At 60.1% G+C, this 17,005-nt stretch carries 17 protein-coding genes; 3 read left to right on the top strand and 14 right to left on the bottom strand.

The window, feature by feature from the left end; translation table 11 throughout:
• On the top strand, positions 1-249 hold the full coding sequence (locus tag ACYSTU_RS00760) for a bacteriocin immunity protein (protein WP_123443435.1): 249 nt from the start codon (positions 1-3) through the stop codon (positions 247-249).
• Positions 250-296: 47 nt separating this feature from the next.
• Here the strand turns inward: ACYSTU_RS00760 and ACYSTU_RS00755 are convergent, their stop codons facing one another.
• The 9 genes from ACYSTU_RS00755 to minC form a co-directional block, all read right to left on the bottom strand.
• Positions 297-2,453 (bottom strand): mechanosensitive ion channel family protein, encoded by a 2,157-nt coding sequence (locus ACYSTU_RS00755; protein ID WP_498995092.1) that lies wholly within the window; start codon positions 2,451-2,453, stop codon positions 297-299.
• A gap of 74 nt (positions 2,454-2,527) precedes the next feature.
• The gene (locus tag ACYSTU_RS00750) at positions 2,528-2,704 is read right to left on the bottom strand and encodes a hypothetical protein (RefSeq protein ID WP_016773747.1); all 177 of its coding nucleotides are present in this window, start codon (positions 2,702-2,704) and stop codon (positions 2,528-2,530) included.
• A gap of 192 nt (positions 2,705-2,896) precedes the next feature.
• Positions 2,897-4,186: a M18 family aminopeptidase gene (locus ACYSTU_RS00745; RefSeq protein WP_016773748.1), complete on the bottom strand. Its 1,290-nt coding sequence runs from the start codon at positions 4,184-4,186 to the stop codon at positions 2,897-2,899.
• A gap of 78 nt (positions 4,187-4,264) precedes the next feature.
• Positions 4,265-5,359, bottom strand: coding sequence for a hypothetical protein (locus ACYSTU_RS00740; protein ID WP_136492254.1), 1,095 nt, complete (start codon positions 5,357-5,359; stop codon positions 4,265-4,267).
• 94 nt (positions 5,360-5,453) lie between these two features.
• Positions 5,454-6,296 (bottom strand): protein kinase family protein, encoded by an 843-nt coding sequence (locus ACYSTU_RS00735; RefSeq protein WP_136492255.1) that lies wholly within the window; start codon positions 6,294-6,296, stop codon positions 5,454-5,456.
• 152 nt (positions 6,297-6,448) lie between these two features.
• Positions 6,449-7,084 (bottom strand): RluA family pseudouridine synthase, encoded by a 636-nt coding sequence (locus tag ACYSTU_RS00730; RefSeq protein WP_024012204.1) that lies wholly within the window; start codon positions 7,082-7,084, stop codon positions 6,449-6,451.
• 90 nt (positions 7,085-7,174) lie between these two features.
• Positions 7,175-7,429 (bottom strand): cell division topological specificity factor MinE, encoded by a 255-nt coding sequence (gene minE / locus ACYSTU_RS00725; protein WP_003223146.1) that lies wholly within the window; start codon positions 7,427-7,429, stop codon positions 7,175-7,177.
• A complete protein-coding gene (gene minD / locus ACYSTU_RS00720; RefSeq protein WP_007913953.1) occupies positions 7,429-8,241 on the bottom strand; it encodes a septum site-determining protein MinD in 813 nt (270 codons plus the stop codon). The genes minE and minD overlap by 1 nt, the downstream gene beginning before the upstream one ends.
• Before the next feature lie 169 nt (positions 8,242-8,410).
• Entirely contained in the window at positions 8,411-9,148 is a 738-nt protein-coding gene (gene minC, locus ACYSTU_RS00715) for a septum site-determining protein MinC (RefSeq protein WP_041479318.1), read from the bottom strand.
• A gap of 117 nt (positions 9,149-9,265) precedes the next feature.
• Between minC and ACYSTU_RS00710 the strand changes: the two genes are divergently transcribed.
• On the top strand, positions 9,266-10,198 hold the full coding sequence (locus tag ACYSTU_RS00710; RefSeq protein ID WP_016773752.1) for a lipid A biosynthesis lauroyl acyltransferase: 933 nt from the start codon (positions 9,266-9,268) through the stop codon (positions 10,196-10,198).
• Between the two features lie 34 nt (positions 10,199-10,232).
• The gene (locus tag ACYSTU_RS00705; protein WP_498995075.1) at positions 10,233-11,405 is read left to right on the top strand and encodes a patatin-like phospholipase family protein; all 1,173 of its coding nucleotides are present in this window, start codon (positions 10,233-10,235) and stop codon (positions 11,403-11,405) included.
• 91 nt (positions 11,406-11,496) lie between these two features.
• On the opposite strand, the gene ACYSTU_RS00700 is transcribed toward ACYSTU_RS00705, so the two are convergent.
• The 5 genes from ACYSTU_RS00700 to ACYSTU_RS00680 all read right to left on the bottom strand — a co-directional run bounded on the left by ACYSTU_RS00700 (position 11,497) and on the right by ACYSTU_RS00680 (position 16,984).
• Positions 11,497-12,282: an outer membrane protein OmpK gene (locus tag ACYSTU_RS00700; protein WP_056784020.1), complete on the bottom strand. Its 786-nt coding sequence runs from the start codon at positions 12,280-12,282 to the stop codon at positions 11,497-11,499.
• Between the two features lie 371 nt (positions 12,283-12,653).
• Entirely contained in the window at positions 12,654-13,439 is a 786-nt protein-coding gene (locus tag ACYSTU_RS00695) for an outer membrane protein OmpK (protein ID WP_498995071.1), read from the bottom strand.
• Positions 13,440-13,601: 162 nt separating this feature from the next.
• Entirely contained in the window at positions 13,602-14,954 is a 1,353-nt protein-coding gene (locus tag ACYSTU_RS00690) for a nucleobase:cation symporter-2 family protein (protein WP_042608508.1), read from the bottom strand.
• A 161-nt stretch (positions 14,955-15,115) separates the two neighbouring features.
• A complete protein-coding gene (locus tag ACYSTU_RS00685) occupies positions 15,116-16,429 on the bottom strand; it encodes a urate hydroxylase PuuD (RefSeq protein WP_016773757.1) in 1,314 nt (437 codons plus the stop codon).
• Between the two features lie 51 nt (positions 16,430-16,480).
• A complete protein-coding gene (locus ACYSTU_RS00680) occupies positions 16,481-16,984 on the bottom strand; it encodes an ureidoglycolate lyase (RefSeq protein WP_024012211.1) in 504 nt (167 codons plus the stop codon).
• Between the last annotated feature and the right edge of the window lie 21 nt (positions 16,985-17,005).

Genomic DNA, 17,005 nt, shown 5'->3' with positions numbered 1-17,005 from the left:
ATGAGATCGATACAGGATATGAGAGAGGAAGATTTTCTCGAGTTTGTCAGGAAAATACATGATTCCGGGTTTACTACAGAAAAGCAGCAAATTGCTGCCATTCTTGAGTTCTCCCGGCTAGTTGAACATCCATCTGGTTACGATTTGATTTACTACCCAGAGGAAGGTAAGGATGGGCCTGAAAATGTTGTCTTGGAGGTAAAAAACTGGCGTTCCGCTAATGGCAAACCTGGTTTCAAAGCCAGATAAAGCTAGCCCCCTATTGGTATTACCTGCCAATAGGGGGCCATCTCTGTTCAGCTTTCCTTTTTGATTTCCCCCCCAGGCGTAATCACCTGCACACTCATCCGCGGTGTCGCCAGATCCAGCCCCGCCTCATCCAGTTGCCTTTTTAGCGATAAATTGAACGCCCGGGAAACCTCCCACTGCTTGATCGGCGCAGTCTTGAACCGTGCGCGCAAAATCGCGCTGCCGGACTCGAAACTTTCCACACCCTGAATCTCCAGCGGCGACCAGATGTTGCGGCGTTGCAGCGGATCGCTGCGCATCTTCTGGCCGACGTCGCGCATCAGTTTGATCGCGTCGTCGATTTCCATGTTGTACGGCACGGCGACGCGGAAGATGGCGTAGCCGAATTCCCGCGAGTAGTTCTTGATGCTTTTGATTTCGCTGAACGGGATCGTGTGGACGATGCCGTCGATGTCGCGCAGGCGCACGGTGCGGATGGTCAGGCCTTCGACGGTGCCGAGGTGGCCACCGACGTCGACGTAGTCGTCGATGGCCAGGGAGTCTTCGATGATGATGAACAGGCCGGTGATCAGGTCAGCGACGAGCGACTGCGCACCGAAGCCGATGGCCAGACCGATCACGCCGGCACCGGCCAGCAGCGGCGTGACGTTCATGCCCATGTTCGCCAGGGCGACGATCAGCGCAATGATAAATATCGCCACGAACAGCACGTTGCGGATCAGCGGCATCATCGTCTGCGCCCGCGCATTCGCCAGGCCTTTGCGCGAGCGGGTGAGGGCGTGATGCACGGCGGTGTCGGCGAGGATCCAGATCAGCCAGGAGAAAATCAGCGTGCCGATCAGGCTGAACAGTTTGACGCTGATGTCATGGCCATCGCCTTCGGCGAACGCGATCAGCGAATGGCCCCAGACGCGCAGGCCCAGTTCGATGAAGATCAGCCACACCAGCAAATGCGTCAGGGTATAGAAGAAGTTTTTCAGGCGCTCCGAGTACAACGCATGGCGTTTCGGCCCGCGTTGCGGTTTCAGCGAATGGCGGCGCACCAGGCCGTTGATGACCATGCACAACACCAGCAGCACCGTGCAGATCAGCGACTGCCGCAGCGCAGTGCTGGTGTCGCCGGCGGAGACAAAGGTGGCGAACAGCGAGATGCCGACCAGCACCAGTGCCGGCACGTACCAGAAGGTGCCGAGAATTTCGATGGTGTCGCTGAGGGCGCGGCGTGTCAGGCGGCGTGACAGTGGTTGGTTGCGGATCAGGTGCGCGATCGGCCGACGGAAACGCAGGATAAACAGGCCGGTCGACAGTGCCGCCAGCACATTGGCCGTGGTCGCGGCGGTGTGCGCCAGATGCACGCCGAGACTTTCGACCAAGCGCGGATCGCTCAACGCTTCGCCGAACGCGGCGAAGCTGCCGATCAGCCACAGCGGCCGAAACGCCTGATGGCGCAGGATGTACAGCGCGCGATGACGGTGCGGGCCGTCCAGCAGGGAGAAGGCGATCACGCAGATCGCCGAGAAACAGGTGCCGACCACCAAGGCATAGGCCAGCACCATCGCCAGGCTTTTGCCCAGCGAAGACGGCAGCACGTAGCTCATGTACACCGTGATCACCAACGCGATCAGCCACGGCCCGAGCTTGCGCAGGGCAAAACGCAGCATGTCGAGGGCCTTGGGATGTTGCGGCAGTTCTTCGGTGAGGCCGAAGCGCAGACGCACGCGGTGGCCAAGCCAGATCAGCGCGGCGGCGAGCAGGCTCCAGACCATCAGGATCACCGCGAAACCGAAGATGATCGGCAGCCATTCATTGGCCGGCAGCAGCTTGCTGGTCAGTTCGTCCTTGGCCAGATCGAATTCGTTGGACCAGCGGGTAATCGGGCTGTCGGCGCCGGAAAACTGTTTTTCGAAGCTGGCGAGGGTGCCGCCGATCAGGCCCAGCACGCCTTCTTCGGGGGTGGTCTGAGCTTTCTTCGTGGCGTCGCGCAGCTTCTTCAGATCACTGAGCAGCTGCGCGCGTTGCTTGTCGTTTTCCAGCGACTTGATCACTTCGTCCAGCGACTGGCCGAGGGGTTCCACGGCTTCAGGCTGCGGTTTGGAAGTGTTGAGCAGGCCGGGCAGACCGACTGCCTGGGCGGGCGCCAGCGGCAGCAGCGTCATCAGGCAGACAAGCAGCAGACCGGGCAAAGCAAAAAGACGAGCAAACACCAGAAGACAACCTCGCGATAGGCGGATGCGCTGGAGTGTACGAGGCCCCTTGGCGCAATGCGAGCCGGGCGCGGTCATTCGTTGAGCTTGGCGAGGATCTTGTAGACCACCGTGGCGAGGATCATCAGCATGCCGATCCACATGGCGAACACCCCGGCATTCTTGTCGCGGAAGTTGAAGCCGATGGCCAGCAGGATCATTCCGCTGAGGATGGGAATGAGCATGGCGTGGAAGGAGGACATCGAGATCATGGAGACTGCCTTGTCTGTAGAGGATTCTTGCAGTCTAGGCGGGTTTTCGAGGCAGGGTGTGATGTGGCTCAGGAATGCATCAGGCCGAGAGGATTCTGCTGTCTGCACAGGCGCTTTCGCGAGCAGGCTCGCTCCCACAGGTGAATGGCATTCCATTGTGGGAGCGAGCCTGCTTGCGAAGCTTGTCAGCCGTTACGGCAATTCACGGCTGGCATAAAACGCGCTGAGCACTTTGACCAGATGCGCCAGGTCATGGCTGCCGCACAGTTCGCGAATCGAGTGCATGGCAAAGGTCGGCAGGCCAATGTCGACGGTGCGCACACCCAGATGGCTGGCGGTGATCGGGCCAATGGTCGAACCGCAGCCCATGTCGCTGCGCACCACGAAGCTTTGCACCGGGACTTCTTCGGCCATGCACAGATGGCGGAAGAAGCCGGCGGTTTCGCTATTGGTGGCGTAGCGCTGGTTGCTGTTGACCTTGATTACCGGGCCAGCGTTGAGTTTTGGACCGTGGTTGGCATCGTGCTTGTCCGCGTAGTTGGGATGCACGCCGTGGGCGTTGTCGGCCGACACCAGCAGGGATTTCTGAATGGTGCGGACGAACTCGTCACCTTCCGGCAACAGGCGGCGCAGGGTCTGTTCGAGCATCGGGCCGTCGGCGCCGCACGCCGAGCACGAGCCGACTTCTTCGTGGTCATTACAGACGAGCACGCAGGTTTCGTCGGTCTCGGCGGTGAGCAACGCTTGCAGGCCGGCGTAGCACGACAGCAGGTTGTCCAGACGCGCACCGGCAATGAAATCGCCGTTCAGGCCGATCACCGCCGCGCTTTGCGTGTCGTAGAAACTCAGCTCGTAATCCAGCACCACGTCGGCGTTCAGGCCGTGTTCGCGGGCCAATTGATCAGTGAGCACGGCGCGGAAATCGACGCGCTCGTCACCGGCGAATTGCGCCAGGATCGGCGGCAGTTCGGTCTGCGCGTTGATCGCCCAGCCCTGGTTGGCTTCACGGTTGAGGTGAATGGCCAGGTTGGGAATGATCGCGATCGGTGCCTTGAAGTCGATCAACTGGCTCTCGACCTTGCCGTCACGGCGGAAGGTCACGCGGCCGGCGAGCGACAGATCGCGGTCAAACCACGGCGCCAGCAGCGCACCGCCGTAGACTTCGACGCCCAGCTGCCAGAAACCCTGACGCTGCAGTTCCGGTTGCGGCTTGACCCGCAGGCACGGGCTGTCGGTATGGGCGCCGACCAGACGGATACCGTCGTGCAATGGCGAGTTGCGGCCCATTTTGATCGCGACGATCGAGGAGTCGTTACGGGTGACGTAATAGCGGCCGTTGGCCTCGGTGGACCATGGCTCGCGCTCGTCGAGGCGCACATAACCGGCGGCCTCCAGACGCTGAACGAGGCTGGCGGTGGCGTGGAACGGGGTAGGGGAGGCCTTGAGAAAGTCGATCAGGCCCTGGTTCAACTCTGCGCGCATAAGAAACTCCAGACAGCAATGGGCGGCAGTTTAACGCATCACTCGGCGCCATTGGGCAAGTGGTTTGCGCAAGCACGCTCAGGAGTGCTGATCGATGCGCTTGCGCAGGTAGGCGATGATGGCTTGTTGATCATCCTTTCTGGCGGGTTTCGGCAGGTGCTTCGGCCAGCCCTTGCCGCTGCCGAAGAAGGCCTTCTGCGCAACGCTGTCCCAACGCAGGATTTCCCGCGACGCCGACTCCCACCATTCGTGACGGCAGATCTCGTAATACGGGTGGGCAGGTGCAGCACTGCCGAACAGCAATGCCCGGCCGACTTTCTTCATGCCGCCGCGCTTTTTGCGAAGCTTCCACTTGATGCGCAGGCGCTCCCAGGTCGAGGGCACGGGCTTGCTGCGCGGAACCTCGGTGCACAGCGCTGGCAGTTCGGGGTGGAAGGCCTCGCCATGGCGGGCGAAAAAGTGTCTCTGCATGGCGTGGAAGAAGTTTTTGTCGGCGAAGTAGTGATAGACGAATTTCTTCGCTTCCTGGATCGGTTGGTCGCGCATGGCGAAAGACAGTGCAATCTGTTCGATCGTATGGATGTCGAACGGGTCCTGCGTCCACTCATCGATCAGCCGGATCGACTTGTCCAGCAGCGCTGCATCGCCATCGGTGACGCCGCACAAGCCACTGTTGTAGAGCTTGAAGCTGTTCGCCGACGAAATCCCGTGGACTTGCAGGCAGCGCGCGAGTTTTTCGTAGTCCGCCCGGTTACAGACGTAACTCCAGTCGTATTCGAAGCGGTCCATCACGTAACGCCCGGGCCTGATCATGCTGAACAGCCGGTGCGGCGAATCAAGAAACAGCGTGTCGGTATCGACGAACAGGGTTTTTTCGGCGAGTGTCAGGCCCAGCGCAATGGCGCACGCCTTGCGGCGGTGGTGGTAGCCGTTGTCGCCCTGCCACTGGATCAGGGTCTGCTCGCTCAAAGTGACGGTATCGACCGGCCAGCCGGCATAGTCCTGCGGACGATCGGTCAGCACTCGGATGCACAATGATTCACTTGGCTGCAGCTGTGCCAGGGCGGTGAGGATGCTGAATTTCGCCTCGCGCCGATAAACGTCTTTGTCACCATAGATCAGGTAGAGCAACTGGTGCGGTACTTTTTCCATGGGGGGGAAGGCTTCGCGCATAAGCGGCTCCATACGGCGGGGGGCGCGAGTTTACCGTATTGCTCCGCTGATTTGCAGGCCGGGCACTTGCTTCAAAGTGTTGCCGGGGTGGGCGTCAACCGGTGATCAGTCTGCCACTGAGGAAGACTTCTCGGCGCTGCTTGCGACCGACGTATTCATGTTTGCTCAACTGATAGACCGCCTCGAACCTGTCTCTCGATAGACCGGACAGCGCGCTGAGATATTGATCGACCAGGCGATCGTAGGCGGCTTCGGTAATGAACTTGTAGATATCCCGACGATAGAAGAAGCCGAGTTGAAAACCGAGTGTTTCACTTGCGTGCGCGGTCGGGCCGGCGAAGCAGTTTTCAAAGTCGATGGCTTTGAGTGGCCTTTGCGTTTGCTCGGGCACCATGATGTTGCCCACCCAGAAATCCATGTGAGTGATGTTCTTGCTGGCGAGCGAGTTGAGCAGTTGAAACGCGTCGAGGATAAAGGCTTCGATGTTTTCGGGATTGCGTCTGATGCACTCGGCCCCATCAATATGGCCTTCAAGCAGATGAGTCAGCAGGAAGAACTCCTCGGTCAGGCCGAGTCTGCTGCGCGTATAGCCATAGCCCTTCAGTGGAGGCATCTCCACGCCCCGGCGCTGAGCTTCGAGGGAATTCATCAGCTCTTCGAGAGGCCAGTCGAAGCGCCCGTTGCGTTGCGGTTTGTTCAGGCTCACCCGCACCTTTGCCTTGAACGTGTCCAATGGCTGGACCTTGGCAAAAAGTGGTGTTTCACAGGACGACAACGGTGCGCTGGCCCGGGTCAGTTTGCGCGCGCGACGTTTTTTTATCAGCTGCTCCAGGGCTTGGCGTGCCTGGATGCTGGGTGCTTCGCTCAGGTGCAGGGTCGTGTTACCGAATGCGCACACGATGGGGTATTCGGATTGAAGTGTTTTGCTGCAGAACACGGAAGAGGCCTCCTGCCTGATATCGAAGTGCCATGATTTTATATTTGATTACAATTTTATGACAGTTCTTTACGTCAATCTATTGCCGGTGGAATTCTGGCAGGACAAAAAAAGCCCTTCGCAAGGAAGGGCTTTCAAAGTATTTACGCATTTCAGAATGGCGCCGGGCACTCGAAACGCAGGCGTTCGCCGGTTTGCGGATGAGTGAAGCTGAGCATGCTCGCGTGCAGGCACAGACGTGGCCAGGCCGCCAGCGCTTGCTCGTGGGCGTAGAGCCCGTCACCGAGCAGCGGATGGCCGATCGACAACATGTGCACGCGCAGTTGATGCGAGCGCCCGGTGATCGGTGTCAATTCGACCCGGCACCAATCGCCGCAACGCTCCAGCACCTTCCAGAACGTCAGCGCATGTTTGCCGAATTCGTGATCGACCACATGCCGTGGTTTGGTCGGTGGGTCGTAGCGCAGGGGCAGGTCGATGCTGCCGCTGTCCAGCTCCGGCTGACCCCAGGCCAAAGCGGTGTAGGCCTTTTCGGTTTCGCGATCATGAAACTGCCGCGACAGCTCGCGATGGGTGTCGGCATCCCGGGCCAGCAGGATGATACCGGAGGTTTCCCAGTCCAGACGATGGACGATGCGCGCTTCCGGGTAGCCGTTTTCCTGCAAGCGGGTAATCAGGCAGTCCTTGTTGTCGTCAGCGCGCCCGGGCACCGAGAGCAGCAGGGTCGGTTTGTCGACCACCAGTACGGCGGCGTCCTCATGGATGATGCGGATGTTGGACAGCGGCATTAAAACAGCCTCGTAACAAATGCCAACGGCGGTTCAGGACCATTCCACTGGGGAATGGCCCTGAACCGCCGTCATACCTGCCGGATCGACTCAGCGATCGGGCAGGGTGATGTTGAGTTCCAGAATCGAGCAACTGCCCTGGCTTTCCAGTGCAACATGTACGTCGTCGTTGCCGATGTTGACGTACTTGCGGATCACGTCGACCAGTTCCTTCTGCAAGGCTGGCAGGTAATCCGGCGTGCTGCGCTGGCCGCGCTCATGCGCCACGATGATCTGTAGACGCTCTTTCGCTACCGAGGCGGTACTTGGCTTTTTGTTGGCACGAAAGAAGTCAAAAAGGTTCATTACCTACCTCCAAACAGGCGCTCGAAGAATCCCTTCTTCTCGACATCGAGGAATCGGTGGGCTTTTTCTTTGCCCAGCAGGCGGTCGACGGTATCGCTGTAAGCCTGACCGGCATCGCTCTGGTCGTCGAGAATCACCGGCACGCCCTGGTTGGAAGCCTTGAGCACTGCCTGGGATTCCGGGATGACGCCGAGCAGGGTCACCGAGAGGATTTCCTTGACGTCTTCAACGCCGAGCATCTCGCCCTTCTCGACACGCTCCGGGTGGTAGCGGGTGATCAGCAGGTGTTCCTTGATCGGGTCTTCGCCACGTTCGGCGCGGCGCGATTTGCTCGCCAGCAGGCCGAGCATGCGGTCCGAGTCACGTACCGAGGAGACTTCCGGGTTGGTCACGACGATCGCTTCATCGGCGAAATACATGGCCAGGTGCGCACCTTTCTCGATGCCCGCCGGGGAGTCGCAGACGACGAACTCGAATTGTTCCTTGAGCTCCATCAGGACTTTTTCCACGCCTTCGACGGTCAGCGCGTCTTTGTCGCGGGTCTGGCTGGCCGCCAGTACGTAGAGGTTTTCCAGGCGCTTGTCTTTGATCAGTGCCTGTTGCAGGTTGGCTTCGCCGTTTACCACGTTGACGAAGTCATACACCACGCGGCGCTCGCAACCCATGATCAGGTCGAGGTTACGCAAGCCCACGTCGAAGTCGACGATCACTGTTTTGTGGCCGCGCAGAGCGAGACCGGTACCGATAGCGGCGCTGGTGGTGGTCTTACCCACACCACCCTTGCCGGATGTAACCACGAGAATCTTGGCCAAGGTGTTTCACCCCTAAGGAAGAAGGACTGTTCAGCCCCTGAAAAACATCTCTTGAAAACTACTGCAGTCGGACAGCCTTGGCTGGAATTTGGCTTTAGGCCTTTTTCCTACTTCGTTTGAGCCGTTTTCGCTACGTTTTAGAGATGCTTGGAAAATGCGGCAGTATCCGTTAAAGCCGAATGATGTTCAACACGTCGCCTGACAGGCTGACCTGGACGCCCGAGCCCCACATCGGATCGCGACGCAAATCCTCGGAGACCTTGTAATGACCGGCGATGGAGATCAGTTCAGCGCTCAATTGCTGACAGAAAATCCGTGCCTTGGTGTCACCTTTGACGCCGGCCAGCGCACGGCCGCGCATCGGGCCGTATACATGGATGTTGCCATCGGCAAGAAGTTCCGCCCCCGGACTGACCGAAGAGACCACGACCAGATCGCCACCCTGGGCATATATCTGTTGGCCACCACGTACTGGCGTGGTGATTACGCGGGTCGGTTTGACCGTCGGCTCAGGTGGCTTTTCCGGCTTCTTTTTGACTTCGGCTTCCGGCGTCTCCAGCGGGCGCTCGCGGGCGCCGGAGGGCGGTAGCACGGGGATGTCGATGGCGATGGCGGCGGCGATGTCTTCGATGCGGCTGGCGCGAATGGCCAGGGTACGCAGACCGTGCTGACGGCAGACGCGCATCAGCCCCGGCAGGTCAACCGCGCCTTGGTTCGGCGGCAGTTTGTCCAGCGCCAGGACCAGCGGTGCATTGCTGAAAAAATTCGGCGCCTGGGCGACTTTGGCGGCCAATTGCCGATCGAGGCTTTCGAGGTCGTTACGGGCCAGTTCCAGCACAGTGATGGCCAGCATGCTGCCCTTGAGCTGGAATACGGGATCTTGGTCTAACGGGTCGGTTTGGCTCATGTCGGCATACAACGGCTTGTCACTAAAAGTGCCGAGACTTATAACGAGAACGCCCGCGAGCCGCAAGCCGGGTCGAACGATGTAGAATGCGCGGCCACTGTATTTACGGAAGCTTTAATGGATCGCCCGCGTTTTCGAAAAGCATATCTTGCTCCGCGCTTCTGGCCGCTCTGGTGCGGCCTGGGGCTTTTGTGGCTGATCGTGCAGCTGCCGTATCCGGCGCTGCTGACCATCGGTCGAGTTTTGGGCGCGTTGATGTATCGCGTCGCCAGCGACCGGCGAACCATCGCCCGGCGCAATCTGGAATTGTGCTTCCCGGAAAAATCCGCCGCCGAGCGCAAACGCCTGCTCAAGGAAAACTTCGCCTCCACCGGCATCGCCTTCTTCGAAATGGCGATGAGCTGGTGGTGGTCGCGCGAGCGTCTGGCGAAACTGGCCCACGTCGAAGGCCTTGAACATCTGCAGAAGGCCCAGCGCGAAGGCAAAGGCGTGATCCTCATGGCCGCGCATTTCACCACGCTGGAAATCGGCGCGGCGCTGCTCGGCCAGCAGCACACCATCGACGGCATGTACCGCGAACACAAAAACCCCTTGTTCGACTTCGTCCAGCGCCGTGGCCGCGAGCGGCACAATCTCGATTCGCTGGCGGTGGAGCGCGATGACGTGCGCGGCATGCTCAAACTGCTGCGCTCGGGACGGGCGATCTGGTATGCGCCGGATCAGGATTACGGCGCCAAGCAGAGCGTCTTCGTGCCGCTGTTCGGCATTCAGGCCGCCACCGTCACTGCGACGACCAAGTTTGCACGGCTGGGCAAAGCGCTGGTGGTGCCGTTCACGCAGGAACGTCTGGCCGACGGCAGTGGTTATCGCCTGGTGATCCATCCGCCGCTGGAAGACTTCCCCGGCGAAAGCGAGGAGGCCGATTGCATCCGCATCAATCAGTGGGTCGAGAGCGCTTTGCGTGCCTGCCCCGAGCAATACCTGTGGGCGCATCGGCGCTTCAAGAGTCGCCCGCCGGGTGAGCCGAAGCTTTATCCCAAGCGTCGTTGATTAGCCGATCTGACAAGCACCGTGGAGTGTTGCGATGAGTCCTGCTGAACCGGTTACAGGTTTGATTCTTTTCGGCGGCGGGGCTCGGGCGGCTTATCAGGTCGGGGTGCTGGCGGCGATTGCCGAGTTGCTGCCGGTCGGCGCGGACAATCCGTTTCCGGTTATCGTCGGCACCTCGGCCGGGGCGATCAATGCGGTCAGCCTGGCCAGTGGCGCTACGGACTTTCGCGCCGCCATCGAACGCCTGACCCAGTTCTGGCAGGGCTTTCGCAGCCACCGCGTGCTGCGCAGCGACTGGCCGGGCGTGATCCATCAAGCCAGCCGCTTCGTCAGCCACAGCCTGCTCGGCCTCGGTCGGCAGATGCCGGTGGCGCTGCTCAACAGTTCGCCGCTGCGCGAACTGCTCGAGGAAAAACTGCACCTGCCCGGCATCGCCGAATCCATCGCGCGCAAGCAATTGCATGCGGTGGCGGTGACCGCGTTCGGCTACGAATCGGGGCAAGCGGTGACGTTCTATCAGGGCGGCGGTACCATCGACGCCTGGCTGCGGCACCGCCGCATTGGCGTGCCGACGCAATTGTCGGTTGATCATCTGTTGGCCAGTTCAGCGATTCCGCTGTTGTTCGCGCCGGTGAAAATCGGCGAGGAATATTTCGGTGACGGCGCAGTGCGCCAGTCGGCGCCGATCAGCCCGGCGCTGCATCTGGGTGCCAGTCGCGTGTTGGTGGTGGGCGTTAGCGGCAACCCGCGCGGCGTTGATCCGCAGCAGCCGCTGGAGCGCGCCTACAGCGGCCAGCAACCGACGCTGGCGCAGATTGGCGGGCACATGCTCAACAGCACGTTCATCGACAGTCTGGAGAGCGATATCGAGCTGCTGCAGCGTCTGAATCAGTTCAGTCATTTGCTCCCGGCCGGCACGCCGACCCGTGCGCTGGGTGTGGCGCCGGTGGAGGTGCTGGTGATTGCGCCGAGTCAGCCAATCGACGAAATCGCCGCGCGGCATCGCCAGGAGCTGCCAGCGGCGTTGCGCCTGTTTCTGCGCGGGCCGGGCGCGACGAAGACGAGCGGGGCGGGGGTGCTCAGTTATCTGCTGTTCGAGGCGGGGTATTGCAGCGAGTTGATCGAGTTGGGGCGGCGGGATGCGTTGGCCAAGCGTGAAGAGCTTTGCCGGTTTTTGCGGATATCTGAAGCGGTGGCTCCGGCCTGAAATTGCGGTGAGCCTGTTCGCGAGCAAGCTCGCTCCCACATTGGAACTCGGTCTGAATGTGGGAGCGAGCCTGCTCGCGAAGCTTTTAGGGTCAGAAGTGGAACTTGACCAGGAAGCTCGTGGTGCTCTGATCGGTCTTGAAGTACTGGCTGTCCTTGATCCCATACTTGTCCGACCAATAGTCGTACTCAACACCGACATACAACTGCTTCTCGCCGAAATTCAGCGCCTTGCCCAAGTCGTATTTAACCTGCGGGTTGAAGTGCAGGTTGGCGTGGTAATCGCCTTTGGAGTTGGAGTCGTTGTCGACCACCCAGTCCATGAAGCCGTCGATGAGGATGTTCGATTTGCCCACCGGGATGGTGTAGGACCAGACCGGGGTGATCTGCCAGACATTGTCACCGGCGCGTGCGCCCTGGGTGTGACGCTGGTAGAAGTTCAGCTGGAAGTAGTCGAAGCCTGGAATCGCCAGGTCGAAGCCCGGACCGATCAGGTACGACTCGGTATCGCCTTCACCGAACTCGTAGGTCATGGCCAGCAACACGTCAGTCACCGGGCCGAAGGCCAGTTTCTGATCGAAGATCTTGCCGAACGACAGGCGCGGGCTGAGCTCGCCGTAGTAGGTGTTGGAGCCGACGCCGCCATCATCCTTGCCGTTGTAGAAGATCTTGTCGATGAACAGGAAGTTGTCCCCATACTTCCAGGCATCGGCGTGCTCGAAGGTGACGGTCTGCTGGATGCGCGGGTTGACCTGGAAGTCCTTGCCATACAGATAGGTCAGGCTGTTGTTCTGCCACTGCAGCAGGCCCTCGGCCATGGCCTGGCCGCCGGCGAACATCGATCCGGCCAGCATCAGGCTGGTGCACATACGTTTCATTCGGTTGCTCCCAAAGTAGGTGTTCCACGTTATTTTTTTAAGTTCGGCGCTCTGATGTGGCGCCTTTTTTCGTACCGCAAATTTCATCCGATCGGTCAGCTTTGAATGCTGGTAGCAAAAGCTGCGCCAAGGCTTTCGAAAAACCAAAAAACGCCCGTTCGGCTGTTGAAAAACAGTCGACGAGCGTGTTTTCGGGATACCTCAGGACTGACCGCAGCCGGGATAAGTTGGCTTTTCGGTCAGAAATTGAATTCGGGCTTTTTTTTAGAGCGAATTCGGAAGGCCGCGGAGAATACTGACTCCTCGGCCAAGGCTCAAGTGCCCCGCAACAGAGCACCGACGACAGGCATGGCGCACGGTTGCGGGCCATTTCAGAAGTGCACCTTCAGCAGCAGGCTGGCAGTGTTCTGGTTGGTATCGAACGAGTGGCTGTTTTCGATGCCGTATTTGTTCTTCCAGTAGCTGTACTCGGTGCCGACGTATACCTGTTTCTGGCTCCAGCCCAAGGCTTTGCCGAGGTCGTATTTGATCTGCGGATTGATGTGCAGGTTGGCGTGGTAGGTGCCGCGCGAGTTTTCGTCATTGTCGACGACCCAGTCGAGGTAGCCGTCGATCAGCACATCGGAATTGCCCAGTGCAAAGCTGTAGGACCACGCGGGGGTGATCTGCCAGACACCATCGCCGGGGCGCGGGCCTTCGGTCTGGCGGCGGAAAATGTTCAGGGTGACGTAGTTGAAGCCAGGTACTTTCAGGTCGAAGCCGGGACCGATCAGGTAGGCCTCGCTTTCGCCTTCGCCGTACTCGTAGGTCATTGCCAGCAGCACATCCTTGATCGGGCCGAACTCGATCTTGCGGTCGAGGATCTTGCCGAAGGAAAAGCGCGGGGTGAACTCGCCGTAGAAGGTGTGCGGACCTTTGTTCGGGTCCTCCTTGCCGTTGTAGAAGATCTTGTCGACGAACAGAAAGTTGTCGCCGTACTTCCACTTGTCGGCGTGCTCGAAGGTGACCGTCTGCTGATAGGACGGGTTGATCGCGAAATTCTTGCCGTACAGATAGCTGAGGCTGTTGCTCTGCCACAGCAGCAGGTCGCCGGCCATGGCCTGACTCGCGGCCAGCAGGCCGCCACTCAACAGAACGTTGCTTTGCGTGCGGATCATCTGTTGCTCCCTCTTGTTTTTATTGTTTGAGGCACAAGCAGTTGCGTAGTCCCTGTGGGAGCGAGCCTGCTCGCGAAGCGGTTGTGTCAGTCGCCATCAATGTTGAATGACACAGCGCTTTCGCGAACAGGCTCGCTCCCACAGGTGGCGTGGTGGTTTAAATCAGTGCGCATGGCAATCATTGATCGCCGCACGCTCCTTGCCGCCGAGGATGTTGAACAGCAGGTTCAGCGTCAGCGCGCTGAGGGTGGCCATGGCGATGCCGCTGTGGGTGATCGGGCTCATCCACATCGGCAGGTGGGCGAAGAATTCCGGACGCACCACCGGGATCAGGCCCATGCCGATGCTCACCGCGACCAGCAGCTGATTGCGGCGGTCACCGATGTCGGCCTCTTGCAGGATCTTGATGCCAGTGGCGGCGACCATGCCGAACATCGCAATCGCCGCGCCGCCCAGCACCGCCGGTGGAATCGATGCCACCAGAAACGCCGCTTTCGGCAACAGGCTGAGGACGATCAGCAGACCACCGGCAACGATGGTCACCGAACGGCAGCGCACGCCGGTCATCTGCACCAGGCCGATGTTCTGCGCGAACGAGGAGTGGGTGAAGGTGTTGAAGAAACCGGCGAAGAACGATGCGCCGGCATCGCACAACAAGCCACGACGGAGCATGCGCGGGCAGACTTCCTGGCCGGTGATTTTGCCCAGCGCGAGGAACATCCCGGTGGACTCGACGAAGATGATCACCACCACCAGACACATCGACAGAATCGGCGCCAGCTCGAATTTCGGCATGCCGAAATGCAGCGGGGTGACGAACTGAATCCACGGTGCGCTGGCCATGCCGCTGAGGTCGACCATGCCGATCACGCCGCACAGTACGTAGCCCAGGCACATGCCGATCAGTACCGAAATATTGACCCAGAATCCGCGCATGAAGCGATGAACCAACAGGATGGTGGCCAGCACCAGCGCAGCGATGGCCAGGTAAATCGGCGAACCGAATTGCGCGGCGTCGACACCGCCACCGGCCCAGTTCACGGCCACGGGGAACAGCGATAAACCGATCGAGGTGATGACCGTGCCGGTCACCAGTGGCGGGAAGAAACGCACGACCTTGGACATGAACGGCGCGATCAGCATGCCGAAGAAACCGGCAGCTATCGTCGCACCGAAGATGCCTTGCAGACCGATGCCGGGCATGCCGGCCATGGCCACCATGCTGCCGACCGCAGCGAAACTGGCGCCCATCATCACCGGCATGCGAATGCCCATCGGACCGATGCCGAGCGACTGCACGATGGTGGCGATGCCGGCGACCAGCAGGTCGGCGTTGATCAGGAAGGCGATTTCTTCACGACTCAGGCCAGCGGCCTGTCCAATGATCAGCGGCACCGCGATGGCACCGCCGTACATCAGCAGAACATGTTGCAGACCGACCAGGATCAGTTGCAAAAGGGGCAAACGCTGAATGGCGGGTGCGTCGGGGATGCGCGCTTTGGACAGCTCGGACATGCAACACCTCGGATCTTTTTTATTCTTGTGATTAACAGCTGCCGGGTTGCTTGCAGCTGTTTCTTTGCATCAGGGGGACCGCGTTGCGGCGGCTATTCGCGAGCAGGCTCGCTCCCACAGGATCTCTGTAGGCGTGAGCCTGCTCGCGATGCTTTCAACGATTAATTGGTCTGCGCTCCCTGGGCAATCCAGGCACCGATCAGGTCACGTTCCTGCTGGGTCATCTGGGTGATGTTGCCCAGTGGCATGATCTGCGTAGTGATGGCTTGCGCCTGAATGCGCGCGGCGTTCTGGCGGATCTGCTCGGGAGTGTCGAACATCACACCGGCCGGGGCTGCGCTGAACAACGGGCTGGTCGGCTTGGACGAGTGGCACACCGTGCAACGCTCTTGAATCACGTTGTGTACTTTGTCGAAACCGGGGCCGGCATTCGAGGCTTGCGCGGGTGCCGCCGCAGGGGCTGCGGGTGCCGCAGGTTGCGCCGCTTCGGCCGGTTTCGCGCCACCGCCCAGTGCCGTCTCCGGCAGCGGTTGGTACTCGATTTTCGCCGGTGCCTTGGCCACTTCAGGTGCAGTCGACATCGGCGTCGGGCCGGTGACGTAGGCCAGGCAGATCATGCCCACCGCTGCCACCGGCAGGGTCCAGGCAAACTTGTGGCTGTCGTGACGGGTGTTGAAGTAGTGACGCACCAATACCGCCAATACCGCGATCCCGGCCAGGATCAACCAGTTGTACTGGCTGCCGTAAGTGCTCGGGAAGTGGTTGCTGATCATGATGAACAGCACTGGCAGGGTGAAGTAGTTGTTGTGTCGCGAACGCAGCAGACCCTTGGCCGGCAGGGCCGGATCCGGCGTACGGTTCTCGGCGATCGCCGCGACCAGTGCGCGTTGCGCCGGCATGATGATGCGGAACACGTTGCCGACCATGATGGTGCCGATGATCGCGCCGACGTGCAGGTAGGCACCACGCCCGCTGAACACTTTGCTGAAGCCATAGGCCGCGGCAATGATCAGCACGAACAGGATGAAGCCGAGCAGGGCGGGTTTCTTGCCCAGGGCCGAATCGCAGAGGAAGTCGTAGACGAACCAGCCGACGATCAGCGAGCCGATACCGATGGCCACGCCTTCAGGACCGCTGAGGCCGCTGCCGGGTGCCACGAGGTAGAGCACCGGATTGGAGTAGAACACCACGCACAGCAGCGCGATCCCCGACATCCAGGTGAAGTAGGCTTCCCACTTGAACCAGTGCAGGTTGTCCGGCATGGACGGTGGGGCCAGTTTGTATTTTTCCAGGTGGTAGATGCCGCCGCCGTGGATCGCCCACAGATCACCGGCCAGACCGGTTTTCGGGTTGACGCGGTTGAGGTTGTTCTCCAGCCAGACGAAGTAGAACGACGCGCCGATCCAGGCCACGCCAGTGATCATGTGAACCCAGCGCACGCTCAGGTTCAGCCATTCCAACAGATGTGCTTCCACAGTCTTTACCTCTCGCCTGTCACTCTTATTGTCGAGTGATCAGACCTTCTCTTATTGGTGGGGGGCGAGGATCAACCGCTCATCCTCTTTGAAAAAATGCTCATCGCAGTTATTGCCTGTGCCACTGCGATCAACCACCAGGAAGTCATCCCGCTTTTCGATCGTCAGCACCGGGTGGTGCCAGACGCCGCGATGGTAATTGATGCCCTGCCTGCCGTTGGTGACGAAGGCGCGGACCAAGCCTGATACAGGTTCATCGCCAACTGGCGCGACCACGATCAGAAAGGGGTTGCCGAGCAGCGGAATGAAAGCCTGGCTGCCCAGCGGATGGCGTTCCAGCATGCAAACGGTCAGCGGCATGTCCTGCGCGTCGGCGCGGAAAATGCTGATGATTGCGTTGTCCTCAGGCTGAGCGGTTTCGACCGTCGCCAGTTTGTGGAAGCGCATGGTCGAACCGTTGTTGATCATGAAGTGATCGCTGCCGTCGGTTTCGATCACGTCACCGAAAGGGGCGAAGGCTTCTTTGGTCAGCGGTTCAATCGTCAGTGTGCGCATGCTGTTCTTCTTATCCGGATT

Source organism: Pseudomonas glycinis (assembly GCF_054871425.1).
This window is presented reverse-complemented; position numbering and strand designations above follow the sequence as displayed.

Bases quoted from the DNA above. Each gene is read 5' to 3' on its own strand.
- ACYSTU_RS00680 (WP_024012211.1), bottom strand. From the start codon at position 16,984: ATGCGCACACTGACGATTGAACCGCTGACCAAAGAAGCCTTCGCCCCT.
- ACYSTU_RS00705 (WP_498995075.1), top strand. From the start codon at position 10,233: ATGAGTCCTGCTGAACCGGTTACAGGTTTGATTCTTTTCGGCGGCGGG.
- ACYSTU_RS00745 (WP_016773748.1), bottom strand. From the start codon at position 4,186: ATGCGCGCAGAGTTGAACCAGGGCCTGATCGACTTTCTCAAGGCCTCC.
- ACYSTU_RS00700 (WP_056784020.1), bottom strand. From the start codon at position 12,282: ATGAAACGTATGTGCACCAGCCTGATGCTGGCCGGATCGATGTTCGCC.
- ACYSTU_RS00740 (WP_136492254.1), bottom strand. From the start codon at position 5,359: ATGCGCGAAGCCTTCCCCCCCATGGAAAAAGTACCGCACCAGTTGCTC.
- ACYSTU_RS00690 (WP_042608508.1), bottom strand. From the start codon at position 14,954: ATGTCCGAGCTGTCCAAAGCGCGCATCCCCGACGCACCCGCCATTCAG.
- ACYSTU_RS00710 (WP_016773752.1), top strand. From the start codon at position 9,266: ATGGATCGCCCGCGTTTTCGAAAAGCATATCTTGCTCCGCGCTTCTGG.
- ACYSTU_RS00760 (WP_123443435.1), top strand. From the start codon at position 1: ATGAGATCGATACAGGATATGAGAGAGGAAGATTTTCTCGAGTTTGTC.
- minC (WP_041479318.1), bottom strand. From the start codon at position 9,148: ATGAGCCAAACCGACCCGTTAGACCAAGATCCCGTATTCCAGCTCAAG.
- minE (WP_003223146.1), bottom strand. From the start codon at position 7,429: ATGAACCTTTTTGACTTCTTTCGTGCCAACAAAAAGCCAAGTACCGCC.
- ACYSTU_RS00730 (WP_024012204.1), bottom strand. From the start codon at position 7,084: ATGCCGCTGTCCAACATCCGCATCATCCATGAGGACGCCGCCGTACTG.
- ACYSTU_RS00750 (WP_016773747.1), bottom strand. From the start codon at position 2,704: ATGATCTCGATGTCCTCCTTCCACGCCATGCTCATTCCCATCCTCAGC.
- ACYSTU_RS00695 (WP_498995071.1), bottom strand. From the start codon at position 13,439: ATGATCCGCACGCAAAGCAACGTTCTGTTGAGTGGCGGCCTGCTGGCC.